Origin of the sequence: Roseovarius ramblicola (assembly GCF_042430665.1) — a bacterium.
GTDB classification, from domain to species: domain Bacteria; phylum Pseudomonadota; class Alphaproteobacteria; order Rhodobacterales; family Rhodobacteraceae; genus Roseovarius; species Roseovarius ramblicola.
Window position 1 is genome coordinate 75,391 of record NZ_JBHMEC010000012.1, and the last position, 17,092, is coordinate 92,482.

A 17,092-nucleotide genomic window follows, 5' to 3' on the forward strand; every position below is an offset into this window, starting at 1 on the left:
ATGGTATCCTCCGGTCTGACCGGCGACTATCCCTGCACGAGATCCCCCGGCCGACCCGGGGATGACCATGCACCGAGAGATCCCCGGGTCACGCCCGGGGATGACGGAGCGCGCGGGAATGACGGCGCGCGGAAACGCCGCGTAAAACTTGCGCCGCGCCGCATTCCCGCACATCCTGTGCTCCGGAGAGAGCCGCGCCGCCCGAGGTGCGGGAACACGGAGGAGACCGCCATGACGCTCAGCTCGCGGCAGGACACGCTCGCGATTCAGGAAGAGATGCCCTGGGAGGCGCGCGACGTGCCGACCACGCTGCACGAGATGCTGGGTGCCACGGCACGGGCCTTTCCCGATCGCCCGGCGCTGAGCTATCAGCTCCTGTCCGGGCCCGCCGACAAGGCGGTGACGCTGACATGGCGGCAGTTCCACGAACAGTGCTGCCGGGCGGCCAACCTGTTCCGCGACCTCAAGATCGGCGAAGAGGACGTGGTGGCACTGGTGCTGCCCAACTGCATCGAGACGGCGGTGGCCACCATCGGCGGCGCGATCGCCGGAATCGTCAACCCGATCAACCCGCTGCTGGAGCCCGAACAGATCGCCGCCATCCTGCGCGAGACCGGGGCCAGGGTGGTGGTGACGCTCAGGTCCTTCCCCAAGACCGACATTGCGCAGAAGACCGCCGAGGCGGTGCGCCACGCGCCCGATGTGCACACGGTTTTCGAGATCGACCTCAACCGCTACCTGACCCCGCCGAAAAGCTGGATCGTGCCGCTGGTGCGGCCCGGGACGCCGACCGGCCACCATGCCGACCTGATGGATTTCCACAAGGCGCTGGCGAAGCAGTCCCCGAGCCTGACCTTTCCCGACAGCAAGGGCGACCGGGTGGCGGCGTATTTTCACACCGGCGGCACCACGGGTATGCCCAAGGTGGCGCAGCACAAGTATTCCGGCATGATCTATAACGGCTGGCTGGGCGATACCGTCCTGTTCGGCGAAACCGACAGCGTGATGTGCCCGCTGCCCCTGTTTCATGTGATGGCGTGTCAGGCGGTGCTGATGTCGATGATCAAGTCCGGCGCGCATGTGGTGTTCCCGACGCCCGCCGGATATCGCGGCGAGGGGGTGTTCGACAATTTCTGGAAGCTGTGCGAACGCTACAGGACCACCTTTGTCGTCACCGTGCCGACCGCCGCCGCCGTGCTGATGCAACGCAAGGTGGATGCCGATATTTCCACCGTCAGGAATGCGATTTCCGGGTCGGCCCCGATGCCGCTGGAGCTGTTCAACAGGTTCGAGGCCGCGACGGGGATGACCATTATCGAGGCCTACGGCCTGACCGAGGCGACCTGTCTGGTCTCGACCAACCCGCCGGGCGGCGCGAAGAAGGTGGGCTCGGTCGGGGTGCCGTTTCCCTATACCGATGTGCGGATCATCAGGGAGACCCCGGATGGCCCCGTCGATTGCGAGGTGGACGAGGTGGGCGAGATTTGCGTCTCCAACCCCGGCATCTATCCCGGCAACACCTATACCGAGGTCGCCAAGAACGCCAAGCTCTATCACCACGGCAAATATCTGCGCACCGGCGATCTGGGGCGGCTCGATCCCGACGGCTACCTGTGGATCACGGGCCGCGCCAAGGACCTCATCATCCGCGGCGGCCACAATATCGACCCCGCCGATATCGAGGAGGCGCTGACGGCGCATCACGACGTGGCGGTCGCTGGTGCGATCGGGCAGCCCGACGCCCATGCCGGCGAGATGCCCTGCGCCTATGTCGAACTGGTCGAGGGCGGCACCGCCACGGGCGAGGAGCTGCGCGACTATTGCAAGGTCCATGTCCACGAGCGCGCGGCCATCCCCAAACATGTCGAGGTGCTGGACGAATTGCCCAAGACCGCCGTCGGCAAGGTGTTCAAGCCGGACCTGCGCAAGCGCGCGATCACCCGCGTCTATAACGCGGCGCTGGAAGAGGCGGGCATTGCCGCCCAGGTGACCTCGGTGGTGGATGACAAGAAACGCGGTCTGGTCGCACAGGTCAGCCGCACCGGCGACGCGGATGAAGAGGCCATCGGCCACGTCCTCGGCCAGTTCGTTCGGCCCTGGGACTGGGCGGAGTGAACGCGGCGCTCAGATGAGCGGCAGGGCGGTGGGCGCGGTCGCCTCCATCTGCGCGATATCGCGCATTCGGTCCTCGTCGCAAAGCTGAAGGCGACTGGCGCGCCATTTCAGGAGACCGTCCGCCACCATGCCCTTGAGCGTGCGGTTGGTATGCACCAGCGACAGGCCGAGCGCGTCGGCGAGGTGCTGCTGCGTGATCGGCGCGCTGAGCGTGCCGTCGGCCTCCGAAAGCCCGATGCGGCGCGCCTTGCCATAGATCGTGAGCAGGGCGCGCGCGATCCGCTCGCGCGCCGTGCAGCGCCCGACGCTCATCAGCGTCGCGTCGAGCAGCCGCTCGTTGCGCGCCGCATGCCAGACCACGGTAAAGCCGAGGCTGGGCCGATCGTGGAACAGCCGCTGAATCTCACGGCGCGGGAACACGCAGAGCGTCATGTCGGTCAGCGCCTCGACCGAGTGATCCATCGCGTCGAACATCGCCGCCTGAAGACCCACCAGATCGCCCGGCAGGACGAAATTCAGGATTTGCCGCCGCCCGTCGGCCAGGCTCTTCTCGCGCAGGCCCCAGCCCGACAGCACTGTAAAGACATGCGGGCTGTTCACCCCTTCGTCGAGCACGCGGGTGCGCGGCGCGACCCGCATTTCGCCGCTCTTCATGGAGGCGACGAAACCAAGCTCGCGCGCGTCGAGACTGCGGAAGACCTCGCTCTTTCGCAACGGGCAGGCGGTGCAGTCGGTGATGCTTTTCATCACCTTATCAAGGCGCTTTCACATGCCCGTGACAAGTGAAATGTTTTTGCGCCGATACATCATAGGTAAATGTGCGCGCCGCCCCGCGCCGCTAGCGTTGGCTCCTGCACGGGCGTCATCGCGCCGCATCATCCGACAGGACAAGGGGAGGAACCGCCAATGATCATCTATCCCGATATCGGCATTCAGAACGGGCGCTGCGTGACCCTGCGCAAGGGCCAGATGACGCAGCCCGAAATCTATGCCCACGATCCGGTCGCCAAGGCGCTGGAATTTGTGGAACAGGGGGCGGAATGGCTCAACGTGGTCGATCTCGACGCGGTGCGCGGGCGCGGACGCGGCGCGTTCAACAGCGATCTCATCGTGTCGCTCATCAATGCCGTGCCGGTGCCGGTGCAGGTGGGTGGCGGCATCCGCAAGCTCGATCAGGTTGATTGGTGGATGGATCGCGGCGCGGATTGCGTGGTGATCGGCTCGGCTGCCTGCCTCGGGCCCGGCATGGTGCGCAAGGCCTGCGAACGTTATCCGTTCCGCATCCTGCTGGCGGTGGATGTGTGGCAGGGCCGGGTGATGGTCAACGGCTGGACCCGCCCCACCGCGATGACGCCGCTCGATTTCGCTTGCCGCTTCGACCGGCTCGACCTTGGCGGGATCATCGTCACCGATATAGATTACGACATCGACCTGCCCGATGCGAGCTTTGCGCTCGTGACCGGGATGGCGCGGCATCTGACGACGCCGGTGATCGTGAGCGGCGTGGTCAAGACGCTCGACCATCTCGCCACGCTGAAATATCTCGAGACCATTTCCGGCGCGGTGATCGGGCGCGCGCTGCATCACGGGCGGTTCTCGCTGTCCGAGGCACTGCGCCTTGTCTGGGAGGTCGATCCGGCAGAGGCGTGGTGGCGTCACCCCCCGTCTGACTTCGACCTGCCGGAGGAGCAGGAGACGTCGCGGCCTGCCGTTGCGACCGCGGAGATCGTGCGCGCGGCGACTCACGCGCCCGCCGCCCAAAGGCCCGCCCCCGCCCGGCATGAACACGGCGCGGCACGGCCGGTCACGCCTCGGTCAACGCCTGACGCGAAAGGCGCGTGATCTCGTCGAGGTAGCGCGCCTGCGGCCAGCCGCAGAGGCGCGTGAGGTGCTCCCATGTCGGGATCGACAGCAGCGTCCACAAGAGGTCGGTCGCCTCGGTCTCGTCCATGACGAGATCCCCGTCGCGCGCCAGCGCCGCCACCACGGCGGCGCAGGCGTCGCGGAAATCGGCCATTCGCTCGTTCCAGGCGCGGGCGGCCTCTTCGTCGGTTTCCTTGAGAACCATCAGCGTCTTGGCCATGCCGAAGATGTGCGGGATATAGCCGCCCCAGGCCGCCACGAGGGCCGAGAGCCGATCCGCGCCGCTGCCGCTGCAAATCCCGACATCCAGTGCCGCGTTCAGTCCGTGCACCGCGTCCTGATGCCTGGTCGCGGCGATGAACAGCTCAGTTCTGTTCGGAAAATGCAGGTAGAGCGCCTGCCGGCTGACGCCCGCCCTTTTTGCGATATCGGACATCCGCGCGGCGGTGCCCGGGTTGGAATCGAGCAGGTCGCGCGTGGCTTGCAGGATTCGTGTGCGGGTTGTCGGATTGTCACTTGACATGGTGTAAATCTCTCCTTAATTGACAGCGTGTAAATAGACACTGTGTAAAGTCAATGGAGAAATCATCATGGCCCGTAAAATATTCATCTGGTCGGCCCATCCCGCCGCCTCGTCCCTTTGCTCGGCCCTGGCCGACGCCTATCAGGCGGGGGCCAGGGAGGGCGGGGCCGAGATCCGGCGGATGGACCTGCACGCCATGCGCTTCGATGCGTATTTCGAGGGCTATGGCAGCCCGGCCCCCGCGCTGGAGCCCGACTTGCTGGCATGGCAGGAGAACATCGCCTGGGCCGATCACCTGCTGATCGTGCATCCCTACTGGTGGGGGGCGATGCCGGCGCGGGCCAAGGCGGTGCTCGACCGCGCGCTCACCTCCGGCTTCGGATTCAAGTATCACAAGCGCGGCATGGGCTGGGACAAGTTGCTGACGGGCCGCACGGCGGATGCGATTCTCACCTCGGACACGCCGACGCTGATCGACACGCTGCTCTATCTGAAGCCGCCGCGCCGGGTGATCCGCAATCAGGTGCTCAAGTTCTGCGGGGTCAAGCCGCGCAAGGTGGTGCAGTTCGGCTCGGTCAAGCTGTCGGACGCGGCCAAGCGCGCCCGCTGGATCGAACGCGCGCGCGAGATGGGCCATAGCGCGGCCTGAGCGCCGATTTTCTGAACAGGAGACAAGAAAAAATGACAAATCTCATGGAACTGATCGTCTTTGGCGGCACCGCGCTCGGCATGGCGCTCGTGGCCGGTGTCTTCCTCGCCTTTTCCGATTTCGTGATGCGCGCGCTCGGGTTGGCGCGGGGGCTGGCCGGGGTCGAAGCGATGCAGGCGATCAATCGCGAGGTCTATGGCTCTGCCTTCCTCGTGGCGCTGCTGGGGCTGGCCCCGGTGGCGGTGGCGCTCGGGCTCTACGCGGTCATGCGGGCCGAGGGGAGCGCGGCACCGTGGTTCATCGCGGGGGCTGCGCTCTACGTGATCGGTACCGTGCTGGTGACAATGCTGGGCAACGTACCGATGAACAAGCGGCTGGATGCGATGGCGACCGACGCGCCGGAAACGCTGGTCTACTGGCGGCAATACGCGCGGCGGTGGACACGGTTCAATCACCTGCGCACGCTGGCTTCGGGCCTCGCTGCGGGTGCCTTCATGGTGGGTACCGCGCTGTTGACCTGAACGGTGCGCCCTCCCCCGACATGGTGCGGGGGAGGGCGCGACGCGCCCGGATCAGGATACGTCCTTGTAGCTCACCTCGGGGGTGTCGCCGCCGGTTTTCTCGCGCCGCACCAGCAGCCGGTTGAGCGCGTGGACATAGGCCTTGGCCGAGGCCACGACCGTGTCGGTATCCGCCGACTGGCCGGTGACGATGCGGCCCTCTTCCTCCATCCGCACGCTCACGGTGGCCTGCGCGTCGGTGCCCTCGGTCACGGCGGCCACCTGGTAGAGTTGCAGCCGCGCGTCATGCGGAAACAGCGCCTTGACCGCGTTGAACGTGGCGTCCACCGGCCCGTCGCCGGTGGCCTCGGTCGAGACCTCGCGCCCGTCGATCACCATGGTGAGCGTCGCCTTCTGCGGCCCGTCGGTGCCGCAGATCACCTGCAGGTGCTTGATCTGAAGGCGGTCGCTCTCGTCGTCGAGCCCGGCGTTCACCAGCGCGATCAGGTCCTCATCATAGACCTCCTTCTTGCGGTCGGCCAGTTCCTTGAACCGCACGAAAATGTCGCCCAACTGGTTGTCGGCGAGGTCATAGCCCAGATCGTGCAGCTTGGCGCGCAGCGCCGCGCGGCCCGAATGCTTGCCCATGACGATGTTGGTGGCGGCGAGGCCCACATCCTCGGGGCGCATGATCTCGAACGTCTCGGCGTTCTTGAGCATCCCGTCCTGGTGGATGCCCGATTCGTGGGCGAAGGCGTTCTTGCCGACGATGGCCTTGTTGGGCTGCACCGAAAAGCCCGAGACGGCGGCGACGCGGCGCGAGATGTGCATGATCTTGCGGGTGTCGATGCCTGTGTCATAGGGCATGATGTCGCCGCGCACGCGCAGTGCCATCACCACCTCTTCCAGCGCGGTATTGCCGGCGCGTTCGCCCAGGCCGTTGATCGTGCACTCGATCTGCCGCGCGCCGCCCGCCACGGCGGCCAGCGCGTTGGCCGTGGCCATCCCGAGATCGTTGTGGCAATGGGTGGCGAACACCACCTCGTCGGCACCCGGCACCTCCGCGATCAGGCGGCGGATGAGGTCCGTGCTCTCGACCGGGGCGGTATAGCCCACGGTGTCGGGGATGTTGATGGTGGTGGCCCCCGCCTTGATCGCGATCTCCACGACGCGCTTGAGATAGTCCCACTCGGTCCGCGTGGCATCCATCGGCGACCATTGCACGTTGTCGCAGAGGTTGCGCGCATGGGTCACCGTCTCGTGAATCCGCTCGGCCATCTGGTCCATGTCCAGGTTGGGGATCGCGCGGTGCAGCGGCGAGGTGCCGATGAAGGTATGGATGCGCGGGCTGCGCGCGTGTTTCACCGCGTCCCAGCAGCGGTCGATATCCTTGAGGTTGGCGCGGGCGAGGCCGCAGATGGTCGCGGTCTTCGATTGCTGCGCGATCTCGCTCACGGCGCGGAAATCGCCCTCCGAGGCGACGGGAAAGCCCGCCTCGATGATATCGACGCCCATCTCGTCGAGCAGTCCGGCGATCTCGAGCTTTTCGGCATGGGTCATGGTCGCGCCGGGGCTCTGCTCGCCGTCGCGCAGTGTGGTGTCGAAAATCACCACTCTGTCCTTGTTCGCCTCCGGCGAAACCCTGTCCTTGTTCGCCTCCGGCGAAACACGATCCTTGTGTGTATCCGTCATCTCGGGTCTCTTTTGTCTATGATGATTGTGGGCCTGTCGGCGCGGGGGTGCACATCCTCTGAGCGCTCGCGCCGCGGGGCACGCTCAGAGGCGGCTAAGCAGGAGAAGGCCGGAAAGCGCGCGCAGACCTGTGCCGCGCGCGGGGGCGCACTGCGGCGTGGCGATATGGGCCTGCGTCATCATGGCGGCCACTATAAGAGCGCCCGCCGCGCTTGAAAAGCGCGAATTTGGGCGGGCTTGTCGCTTGAAGCGGGGACGCGCGCGGCTAATTCTGAAGGCATGGACACGGCATTGATCATCGGCGCGTCGGGCGGCATCGGCTCGGCCCTGTCACAGGCGCTCGCCGTGCGGGGCGTGGCGGTCACGGGGCTGTCGCGCAGCGGCGACCGGCTCGACGTCACCGACGAGGACAGCGTGCGGGCGGCATTGGCGCGGCTCGACGGGCCCTACGACCTGATCCTCGTGGCCACGGGGGCACTGGAAATCGGCGGCGCGCGGCCCGAAAAGGCGCTCAGGCAGGTGACGGCGCAGGCGATGACGGATCAGTTCGCGCTCAATTGCATCGGCCCGTCGCTGGTGCTCAAGCATGCCGTGCGCCTCCTGCCGCGCGACCGGCGCTGCGTGTTTGCCGCGCTGTCGGCGCGGGTGGGGTCGATCGGCGATAACGGCTTCGGCGGCTGGTACAGCTACCGCACGGCCAAGGCGGCGCTCAACCAGATGATCCATACCGGCGCGATCGAGTTGTCGCGCAGCCACCGCGAGGCGATCTGCGTGGCGCTGCATCCCGGCACCGTGGCCACGGCGTTCACCGAGAAATATCTCGGGCGCCACCGCTCGGTGACGCCGCAAGAGGCGGCGCAGAACCTGCTCGCCGTGATCGATGACCTGGCACCTGCCGAGAGCGGGCAATTCTTCGACTGGCAAGGCAGACGGGTGCCGTGGTGAGCCGTCTCGTCCTCGTGCTTGGCGATCAATTGAGCCATGACCTGTCGGCGCTGAAGGCGGCTGACAAGGCCCGCGATGTCGTGGTGATGGCCGAGGTGATGGAGGAGGGGACCTACGTGCCCCACCACCCGAAAAAGATCGCGCTCGTGCTGTCGGCCATGCGCCATTTCGCCGAAGAACTGCGCGCCGACGGCTGGCGGGTGGCCTATACGCGGCTTGACGACCCGGATGCGAGCCGCTCGATCGTCGGCGAGCTGATGCGCCGGGGGCAGGCGCATGGCACGGCGGAGGTGATCGCCACGCAGCCCGGCGAATGGCGGCTGATCGAGGCGCTCGAGGACGCGCCGCTGACCGTCAGCCAACTGCCCGACGACCGGTTCATCTGCTCGCCGGAGGAATTCGACCGATGGGCCGAGGGCCGCAAGGAATTGCGGATGGAGTATTTCTATCGCGAGATGCGGCGCAAGACCGGGTTTCTCATGGAGGATGGCAAACCTGCGGGCGGCAAGTGGAACTACGACCACGACAACCGCAAGCCCGCGCGGGACGACATCCTGCGCGCGCGACCGATGCGGTTTGAGCCGGACGCGATCACCGAGGAGGTGCTCACCCTTGTCGAGGACCGGTTCGGCGATCACTTCGGCGATCTGCGCCCGTTCCGGTTCGCGGTGACGCGGGCCGACGCGCGGCGCGCGCTGGACCATTTCGCAACGGCGTTGCTGGCTGGGTTCGGCGATTATCAGGATGCGATGCTGGCGGGCGACCGGTTCCTGCATCACTCGGTGCTGTCGCCATATTTGAATATCGGATTGCTTGATCCTGTGGAAATCTGCACCCGTGTAGTTGAAGAATGTAAAGCCGGGCGCGTGCCGCTCAACGCCGCCGAGGGTTATGTCCGGCAGGTCATCGGCTGGCGCGAATACATGCGCGGGATCTATTTCCGCGAGGGGCCGGAGTATGTCCGGCGCAACGCACTGGGCCACGACCGTGCGCTGCCGGCGATGTATTGGGGCGGCGCCACGCACATGAACTGTGTCGCCCAAGCCGTTGAGCAAACGAGGGAAGAGGCGTACGCCCATCATATCCAGCGGTTGATGGTGACGGGCAATTTCGCGCTTCTCGCGGGGATTGACCCGGGCGCGGTGCACGACTGGTATCTCGCCGTCTATGCCGATGCGTTCGAATGGGTCGAGGCCCCCAACGTGATCGGCATGAGCCAGGTCGCCGACGGCGGTATCGTGGCGTCGAAACCCTATGTTTCATCAGGCAATTACATCGCGAAGATGTCGGATTACTGCGGGTCCTGCGCCTATTCGGTCAAGGACAGGACCGGCGAAAACGCCTGCCCGTTCAACCTGCTTTACTGGGATTTCCTCATTCGTCACCGCGACCGGTTCGGGCGCAACCCGCGGATGGGCCCCGTTTATCGCACATGGGACAGGATGGATGCCGACCGTCGCGAGGCCGTGCGCGCGGGTGCGGCGGCGGTTCTGTCGCGGCTCGACGCGGCCGAGGCGGTCTGATCACTCCGTGCGGGTGACGTTGTCGGCAAGCACGCCGTCCTCCCAGGTGCCGCTTGCCTCCTCGCCGCCGGCATAGCGCATCCTGCCCTCGCCCTGCCGCTTGCCCGCGAGAAACATGCCCTCGTAGACATCGCCATTGGCATAGGTCGCCACGCCGCGGCCCGAAATCTCGCCCTCGCGCCACTCGCCCTCGTAGACGAAGCGGTCGTTCTCGGGCGTGTCGGGGTTGTCGGGGATGGTGATCCGGCCCTGGCCGTGGCGCTGGCCATCGACGAATTCACCCTCGTAGACGGTGCCGTCGGGATAGGTGGCGGTGCCCTGCCCGTGACGCTGGCCGTCCCGCCATTCGCCCTCGTAGCGATAGCCGTCAGGGTAGGTCATCACGCCATGGCCGTGATTGCGCGCGTCCTTGAACCCGCCCTCATAGACCAGTCCGCTGGGATAGGTGGCGCGGCCCGTGCCCTCGATCACGCCGCCGACCCACTCGCCTTCGTAGGTTGAGCCGTCGGGATAGGTGATCTTGCCCTGCCCGTTGGCCAGATCGTCGCGGAACTGGCCCTCGTAGACCGATCCGTCGGGATAGGTCACGCGGCCCTGGCCGGAAATCTTGCCGTTCTGCCACTCGCCCTCGTAGCGGTAGCCGTCGGTGCCGGTGAACACGCCCTGGCCATGGCGCAGGTCGTTCCTGAACGCGCCTTCGTAGACATCGCCGTTGGCGTAGGTAACGCGACCCTGGCCCTCGCGCTGACCGGCCACGACATCGCCCTCGTAGACATCGCCGTTGGGCTGGATGAGCTTGCCGGCACCGTCGATCTGGCCGTCCTTCCAGGTGCCCTCGTAGATCAGCCCGTCGGGCATGGTGAGCTTGCCCTCGCCCTCGCGCGCGCCGCGCGTTACCTCGCCCTCGTAGACCGCGCCGTCGGGATAGGTGATGGTGGCGCGGCCCTCCTTGACGCCGCGCACCCAGTCGCCCGCGTAGCGGTAGCCGCCCGGGCTCTCCATGCGGCCGGTGCCGTGGTGCATGGCGTCGAGAAAGCCGCCCTCGTAGCGCACGCCGTTGGCGTAGACCGCGACGCCCTGGCCGGTGATCTCGCCCTCTTCCCACTCGCCCTCGTAGGTGCCGCCATCGGCGAAAACGATCTTGCCGAGGCCGTGCGGCTTGCCGCGGGCGAACTCGCCCTCGTAGACCGAGCCGTTGGGAAAGCGTGCCACGCCCTCGCCGCGGATCTCGCCCTCGACCCATTCGCCGGAATATTCATAGCCGTTGGGCAGGGTGTAGGTGCCGGTGCCGTGTTGCAGCCCGTCCTTGAACGTCCCCTCGTAGATGCCGCCATCGTCGTATTGCTTGGTCCGCACCTCGGCGTCCTGCGCAAGCCCCGCCTGGCCCGCGACCAGCGCGGCGGTCAGGATCGTCGTTCGCGTCACATTGCGTGTCATCTCTGCCCCGATGCCTCTCGCCCGCCAGACATGGCGGCAGGCCCGGCAAATCTAGAGGAGCCGCTGGCGCGTGACAACGGGATTCGGCCAAATCGGCTTTTCCTCGCGCCGCGATCTGCTAGATCGGGGTCAACAGTTGCGAGGGGACGCGCATGGCCGAGAGGTTTCGCCTGACGCTGGCACAGCTCAACCCGACGGTGGGCGACCTGCCGGGAAACGCGGCCCGTGCGCGCGCGGCATGGGACGAGGGGCGCGCGGCGGGGGCCGATCTCGTGGCGCTGCCGGAGATGTTCATCACCGGCTACAACCCGCAGGATCTGGTGATGAAGCCCGCCTTTCACCAGGCCGCGATCGCCGCCATCGGGGCGCTGGCGCGGGACTGCGCCGACGGCCCGGCGCTGGCGATCGGCGGCCCGGCGCTCGACGGCGTGGGGCTCTACAACGCCTATTACGTGTTGCAGGGCGGGCGGATCACCGCGCGCGTGCTCAAGCATCACCTGCCCAACGAGACCGTGTTCGACGAACAGCGCCTGTTCGCGAGCGGGCAGGTCAACGGGCCCTATTCGGTGGGCGGGGTGCGCATCGGCTCGCCGGTCTGCGAGGATGGCTGGCACCCCGACGTGGCCGAGACGCTGGCCGAGACCGGGGCCGAGATGCTGCTGGTGCCCAACGGCTCGCCGCATTACCGCGAGAAGATGGCGCTGCGGCAGAACCACATGGTGGCGCGGGTGGTCGAGACCGGGCTGCCGCTGGCCTATGTCAACATGGTGGGCGGGCAGGACGATCAGGTGTTCGACGGCGGCTCGTTCGTGCTCAACCCCGGCGGCGCGCTGGCGCTGCAACTGCCGATGTTCGAGGAGGCGGTGGCGCAGGTCGATTTCGAGCGCGGCGAGGCAGGCTGGCACGCCGTGCCCGGCGCGCTGGCGCATCTGCCCGACGATCTGGAGCAGGATTACAACGCGATGGTGCTGGCCCTGCGCGACTACCTGCGCAAGGCCGGGTTCGGGCGGGTGCTGCTGGGCCTGTCGGGCGGGGTGGACAGCGCCATCGTCGCCACGATTGCCGTCGATGCGCTGGGTGCCGGGAACGTGCGCTGCGTGATGCTGCCCTCGGAATACACGTCGGAGGCGTCGCTCGGGGATGCGCGGGCGGTGGCCGAAAACCTCGGCTGCCGCTATGATACCGTGCCGATCTCGGCGGGGCGCGCGGCGATCACCGACACGCTCGCGCCGCTGTTCGAGGGGCTGGCACCGGACATCACCGAGGAGAACATCCAGTCGCGGCTGCGCGGCCTCTTGCTGATGGCGCTGTCGAACAAGTTCGGCGAGATGCTTCTGACCACCGGCAACAAGTCCGAGGTGGCGGTGGGCTATGCCACGATCTACGGCGACATGGCGGGCGGCTACAACCCGATCAAGGACCTCTACAAGACGCGGGTTTTTGACATCTGCCGCTGGCGCAACGCCCATCACCGGTCGTGGATGCGGGGACCGGAGGGCGGGGTGATCCCGGAGCAGGTGATCGACAAGCCGCCCAGCGCCGAGCTGCGCGCCGATCAGAAGGACAGCGATTCGCTGCCCGATTACCCGGTGCTCGATGCGATCCTGCATATCCTCGTCGATCAGGACGGCTCGATCGCCGATTGCGTCGCGGCGGGCCATGATGCGGCCGACGCGCGGCGGGTCGAGCATCTGCTTTACATCAGCGAATACAAACGTTTCCAGGCGGCGCCGGGCACACGGCTGTCGGATCGGGCCTTCTGGCTGGATCGCCGCTACCCGATCGTCAACCGCTGGCGCGACCGCCCCGGCGGGGGGGCGGAGGAGAGCTGAGGCGGCTCATTCGGCGGCGTGGCCGATGCCGGGGGCGGCGTCCCCGGCCCGCGCGCGCAACCGCGTGACATGGGCGACGAGGTCGGCCTTGCGCAGCGGCTTGCCGAGAAAGGCGTCCATCCCGGCCATTCGCGCCGCCTCGCGGTGCTGGTCGAGGATATTGGCCGTCACCGCGACGACATGGGCGGGCGCGAGGCCATGCGCGGCCTCGTGGGTGCGGATGCGGCCGGTGGCCTGGTAGCCGTCCATGCCGGGCATCAGCACATCCATCAGCACCAGATCGGCGGGCCGTTCGGTGTAGAGCGCGACCGCCTCGGCCCCGCTGGCGGCGAGCCGCAGATCCGCGCCGGAGCGTGCGAAGTACCGCTCGAGCAGGAGCCGGTTGGTGGCGTTGTCATCGACGGCGAGCACGCGCAGCCCCTCGGCCCACGGGGCGGGGCCGTCCGGTGTGCCACCGTTGGCGGCGCGGCCGCACGCGGCGGGCCGCGGCGCTGCCCCGGCCCCCAGCAGGCGCGCGACGGTGTCGAGAAACAGCCGCTCGCGCAACGGCTTGCGCAGGACCGTGCCGCCGTAGGGGGCCGCGCGCGCCACGCCGCACATCACGATACAGGGGGTTTCCGCGCCCGGGGCGGCGGCCTCGGTGTGGTCGTCCATGACCACGAGGTCGGGGGGCGCATCGGCGGCGATGTCGCCGGGCCCCGTGCCGCAGGCCACCCGCGCGCCGTGGCGGGCGAGCAGCGCCGCGATGCCCGCGCGCCGCCCGGGCAATGGATCGAGCAGCCAGACCAGCGGTGCGGCGTGCCCCGGCGCGGCGAGCGTGTCGCGCCGCCCGGCACCGCCCGCGTCGCCGCCGGGCACCAGCGGCAGGGTGATGGCAAAGCACGAGCCGGCCCCGGGCCGCGAGGAGAGCGCGATGCCGCCGCCCATGAGGTGCACGAGCTGCCGGCTCACCGCGAGGCCGAGACCGGTGCCGCCGGGATGCGCGCCGCCGCCGCCCGCCTGCTCGAATGCCTCGAAGACCCGGTCCTGCCGATCCTCGGGGATGCCGGTGCCGGTATCGCGGACGCAGATCGATATCCTGCCCTCTTGCCCGCGCGCCACGGTGAGGGCGACATGGCCCTCCAGCGTGAACTTGACGGCGTTGCCGGCGATGTTGATGAGCACCTGCCGCAGCCGCCCGGCATCGCCGATCATCACCTCGGGCAGGTCCGGGGCGACATGGGCATAAAGCTCGATCCCCTTGCGCGCGGCCAGCGGCGCGAGCAGTTGCGCCACGTCCTCGACGATTTCGCACAGGCGGTAGGGCTCCTGCGCCAGGGTGAGCTTGCCCGCCTCGATCCTGGAGACATCGAGGATGTCGTTGATGATCGTCAGCAGCGCGTCGCCCGAGCGCACCACGGTGGTGACATAGGTTTCCTGCTCGGGCGAGAGCGGGGTTTCCGACAGCAGGTCGGTCATGCCGAGAATACCGTTCATGGGCGTGCGGATCTCGTGGCTCATCCGGGCGAGGAAATCGGATTTGGCGGCGTTGGCGGCAACCGCCTCGGCGCGGGCGCGGTCCAGCCGCGAGAGGAGCGCGCGCAAGGGGCGCCCGACGATCACCCGGAACGACACCCAGTTGGCGATGGCGGCGACGAGGATGCCGCCTGCCAGCAGCAGCAGCAGGAAATCGCGTTGATAACGCTTGACGGTGGCGATCTCGCGCTCGTCGAAATGCGTCACCAGTTCGGTGATGGGCCAGGAATAGACCTCGTAGGGCAGGGTGAGCGCGCCGTCGGCCCCCTGGCAGCCCAGCCCCCGGGGCACCACGGCAAGCTGCCGCCCGCTGCCGGGATCGAGCAGCTCGACGCAGCGGATCGCCGGGTCGCCCAGCAATGTCTGCATGAGGTCGGCGACGTAGGGCGAGCGCCAGTCAGTGTCGCCGCCCGGCTGGTCGCTGAACCGTTCCAGCGCGCCGCCCACGCGCGCGGTGGCGTTGCCGATGCGCATCGACATCGCCTCCTCGCTGCGCAGCAGGGTCTTCTCGCTCAACCACCACAGCCCGGCCCCGGCAAAGACGAGGAAGGTGGGCACCATCACGGCGGTGAGCCGCAGGTACAACCCGAGCGTCGGCCTGCGCGGATCGGCGGTATCGGTCCTGGCGGCCGCGCTCATTCCAGCCGCGTCGCGCGGCCCGCGTCCCTCAGCGCTTGCAGCGGTGCACGGTTGTCGATCTCCATCCGGATGACGCCAAAGCGGCCGTCGGCCTGGGTGATGTAATAATCGACCGGCGCCTCGCGCCCGTCCTCGGTGACGAGGGTGGCGCACATGACGTAAACCTCGCCCAGTTGGAGGATGATCTCGTGATTTTCGGTCGGGTAGTAGCGGGTGACATCGCCCGTCCGCAGATCGACATGGGGCAGCGCGCCGCCCAGCATCGAGCGGCCGAGGCTGCGCTGCAGCGTTGCCTGAAGCCGCGTGCGCAGCTCGTTGAGGGACTGCGCCCCGGCCCCGGTCCCGCAGAGCAGGCCGAGAATCACAAGCGCGCAGAGTGCCGAGCGTGTCATGCGAGGATCGCCCTTTGTGCTGAATCGCCCGCAGCTTGCGTGCGCAGGGTTAGCAAATCCTTTCCGTCCGCCGTTTTCGCAATCACCTTTGCGCGAGGCGGGGCCGGACCCCCCCTGTTTGTGACTTGCCCGCGCCATGGCAGGCCGTGCAGCATCGCGAGACAGCAATAGGGGGCCGATATGCGGTTTGTGTTTTTCTTTCAGGTGATTCTTGCGCTTGTCGCCGCGCAGGGCGCCGCCGCCTGCGGCCCGGACAGCGACTGCCGGATCGGCGACCGGCAGTACCGCATCCAGTGGCCCGATGACGCCCGCGCACCGGTCGGCGCGATTGTCTTTGCGCACGGGTATCGCGGCTCGGCGGCGGGGGTGATGCGCAACCGCTCGCTGCGGCGCATGGCCGAGGCGGAGGGGCTCGCGCTGGTCGCGCTCGATGCGGGCGATCAGGACTGGTCGATCCCGCACGCGCCGGGCCACGCGGGTTCCGACGGGACCGGGGAATTCGCCTATGTCGCGGCGGTTCTGGACGACGTGGCCCGGCGCTTCGCGCTGGACCGGGGCCGGGTGACGGGAGCGGGGTTCTCGTCGGGGTCCATGCTGATGTGGAACGTCGCCTGCGAGATGCCCGATCGCTTCGCGGGGATCGTTGCCGTGGCCGGCACCTTCTGGCAGGATCCGCCCGGGCATTGCGCCACTCCGGCGACGAGCGTCGTGCATATCCACGGCGAGAGCGATCCCACCGTGCCGCTGACGGGCCGCGCCATCCGCGAGACGTGGCAGGGCGACGTGCACGAGACGCTGGAAATGTATCGCCGGCTCGGGCGCTTTCGCGCCGCCGAGCCCGCGCGGATCGACGGCATGACCTGCGAGGGCTGGCGCAACGCGGGCGGCGACATCCTCGATTTCTGCCTGCATCCCGGCGGCCATTCGCTGCGCACGTCCTATATCCGCGCCGGGCTGGACCGGCTGCGCGCGGCGGGGCGGATGTAGCGCGCCACGCCCGCGCGCCCGCTCACTCACTCCCACCAGCGGTCGATGGCGGCGATGTCGTCGTCGGACCAGCCGAAATGGTGGGCAAACTCGTGCACCACCACATGCGCCACGAGGTCGGGCAGCGCCACGTCGCCGCGGTCGCGCCACTCCGCGAGAATCGGCTCGCGGAAGATCCACACCGTGTCGGGGCCGAGCGGCTGGTCGAACTGCGATTTTTCGGTCATCGGCACGCCCTCGTAGAGCCCGGTGAGGTCGCGCGGGTCGTCGATCCCCATCTCGTCGAGAATATGGGCGGGGGGCCAGTCCACGACCAGCAGCACCACCTCTGACGCCGGGGCCCGGAACGCCGGCGGCAGCGCATCGACGGCCTGTCGGGCCAGCCGTTCGAAGGCGTCAAGGGAAGCGGGCGAGCGATCCATGCCCGTGCTATCGGGCAGGGCGCGGCGATTGTAAATATCCCCCGCGCCCCGCTGCTGT

Annotated in this window: 15 protein-coding genes; 8 read left to right on the forward strand and 7 right to left on the reverse strand. The window is 67.9% G+C overall.

The annotated features are described in order from the left end of the window. Window positions 1–231: 231 nt before the first annotated feature. Complete coding sequence (locus tag ACFFU4_RS08145) at window positions 232–2,115, forward strand: acyl-CoA synthetase (protein WP_377068905.1); 1,884 nt, start codon at window positions 232–234, stop codon at window positions 2,113–2,115. A 9-nt stretch (window positions 2,116–2,124) separates the two neighbouring features. Here the strand turns inward: ACFFU4_RS08145 and ACFFU4_RS08150 are convergent, their stop codons facing one another. Continuing rightward, window positions 2,125–2,862: a Crp/Fnr family transcriptional regulator gene (locus ACFFU4_RS08150; RefSeq protein WP_377068907.1), complete on the reverse strand. Its 738-nt coding sequence runs from the start codon at window positions 2,860–2,862 to the stop codon at window positions 2,125–2,127. 159 nt (window positions 2,863–3,021) lie between these two features. Between ACFFU4_RS08150 and ACFFU4_RS08155 the strand changes: the two genes are divergently transcribed. Beyond that, a complete protein-coding gene (locus tag ACFFU4_RS08155; RefSeq protein ID WP_377068909.1) occupies window positions 3,022–3,957 on the forward strand; it encodes a 1-(5-phosphoribosyl)-5-[(5-phosphoribosylamino)methylideneamino] imidazole-4-carboxamide isomerase in 936 nt (311 codons plus the stop codon). Here the strand turns inward: ACFFU4_RS08155 and ACFFU4_RS08160 are convergent. After that, entirely contained in the window at window positions 3,920–4,501 is a 582-nt protein-coding gene (locus ACFFU4_RS08160; RefSeq protein WP_377068911.1) for a TetR/AcrR family transcriptional regulator, read from the reverse strand. The two genes, ACFFU4_RS08155 and ACFFU4_RS08160, sit on opposite strands and share 38 nt — an antisense overlap. Window positions 4,502–4,568: 67 nt before the next feature. Between ACFFU4_RS08160 and ACFFU4_RS08165 the strand changes: the two genes are divergently transcribed. Together ACFFU4_RS08165 and ACFFU4_RS08170 are read left to right on the forward strand one after the other, a co-directional pair. After that, window positions 4,569–5,150, forward strand: coding sequence for an NAD(P)H-dependent oxidoreductase (locus ACFFU4_RS08165; RefSeq protein ID WP_377068913.1), 582 nt, complete (start codon window positions 4,569–4,571; stop codon window positions 5,148–5,150). A 32-nt stretch (window positions 5,151–5,182) separates the two neighbouring features. Next, window positions 5,183–5,671, forward strand: a complete 489-nt coding sequence (locus ACFFU4_RS08170; RefSeq protein WP_377068915.1) for an anthrone oxygenase family protein — start codon at window positions 5,183–5,185, stop codon at window positions 5,669–5,671. Window positions 5,672–5,722: 51 nt separating this feature from the next. Here the strand turns inward: ACFFU4_RS08170 and ACFFU4_RS08175 are convergent, their stop codons facing one another. Next, complete coding sequence (locus tag ACFFU4_RS08175; protein ID WP_377068917.1) at window positions 5,723–7,342, reverse strand: 2-isopropylmalate synthase; 1,620 nt, start codon at window positions 7,340–7,342, stop codon at window positions 5,723–5,725. Window positions 7,343–7,621: 279 nt separating this feature from the next. Here ACFFU4_RS08175 and ACFFU4_RS08180 point away from each other — a divergent pair, with 279 nt between their 5' ends. Then, window positions 7,622–8,287 carry an SDR family NAD(P)-dependent oxidoreductase gene (locus tag ACFFU4_RS08180; protein ID WP_377068919.1) on the forward strand — a complete coding sequence of 222 codons (666 nt, stop codon included), beginning with the start codon at window positions 7,622–7,624 and terminating at the stop codon, window positions 8,285–8,287. Further along, window positions 8,281–9,810, forward strand: a complete 1,530-nt coding sequence (locus tag ACFFU4_RS08185; protein WP_377068921.1) for a cryptochrome/photolyase family protein — start codon at window positions 8,281–8,283, stop codon at window positions 9,808–9,810. Before ACFFU4_RS08180 ends, ACFFU4_RS08185 begins: the two co-directional genes overlap by 7 nt. Here the strand turns inward: ACFFU4_RS08185 and ACFFU4_RS08190 are convergent, their stop codons facing one another. After that, window positions 9,811–11,247 carry a 2-isopropylmalate synthase gene (locus ACFFU4_RS08190; protein ID WP_377068923.1) on the reverse strand — a complete coding sequence of 479 codons (1,437 nt, stop codon included), beginning with the start codon at window positions 11,245–11,247 and terminating at the stop codon, window positions 9,811–9,813. 152 nt (window positions 11,248–11,399) lie between these two features. Here ACFFU4_RS08190 and ACFFU4_RS08195 point away from each other — a divergent pair, with 152 nt between their 5' ends. Next, window positions 11,400–13,079, forward strand: coding sequence for an NAD+ synthase (locus ACFFU4_RS08195; RefSeq protein ID WP_377068925.1), 1,680 nt, complete (start codon window positions 11,400–11,402; stop codon window positions 13,077–13,079). A 6-nt stretch (window positions 13,080–13,085) separates the two neighbouring features. Here ACFFU4_RS08195 and ACFFU4_RS08200 read toward each other — a convergent pair whose 3' ends face one another. Next, entirely contained in the window at window positions 13,086–15,233 is a 2,148-nt protein-coding gene (locus ACFFU4_RS08200; RefSeq protein ID WP_377068927.1) for an ATP-binding protein, read from the reverse strand. Then, window positions 15,230–15,625: a hypothetical protein gene (locus ACFFU4_RS08205; RefSeq protein ID WP_377068929.1), complete on the reverse strand. Its 396-nt coding sequence runs from the start codon at window positions 15,623–15,625 to the stop codon at window positions 15,230–15,232. Before ACFFU4_RS08205 ends, ACFFU4_RS08200 begins: the two co-directional genes overlap by 4 nt. 180 nt (window positions 15,626–15,805) lie before the next feature. Here ACFFU4_RS08205 and ACFFU4_RS08210 point away from each other — a divergent pair, with 180 nt between their 5' ends. Then, window positions 15,806–16,612 carry a CE1 family esterase gene (locus tag ACFFU4_RS08210; RefSeq protein WP_377068931.1) on the forward strand — a complete coding sequence of 269 codons (807 nt, stop codon included), beginning with the start codon at window positions 15,806–15,808 and terminating at the stop codon, window positions 16,610–16,612. A 26-nt stretch (window positions 16,613–16,638) separates the two neighbouring features. Here ACFFU4_RS08210 and ACFFU4_RS08215 read toward each other — a convergent pair whose 3' ends face one another. Next, window positions 16,639–17,034, reverse strand: a complete 396-nt coding sequence (locus tag ACFFU4_RS08215) for a metallopeptidase family protein (protein ID WP_377068933.1) — start codon at window positions 17,032–17,034, stop codon at window positions 16,639–16,641. Between the last annotated feature and the right edge of the window lie 58 nt (window positions 17,035–17,092).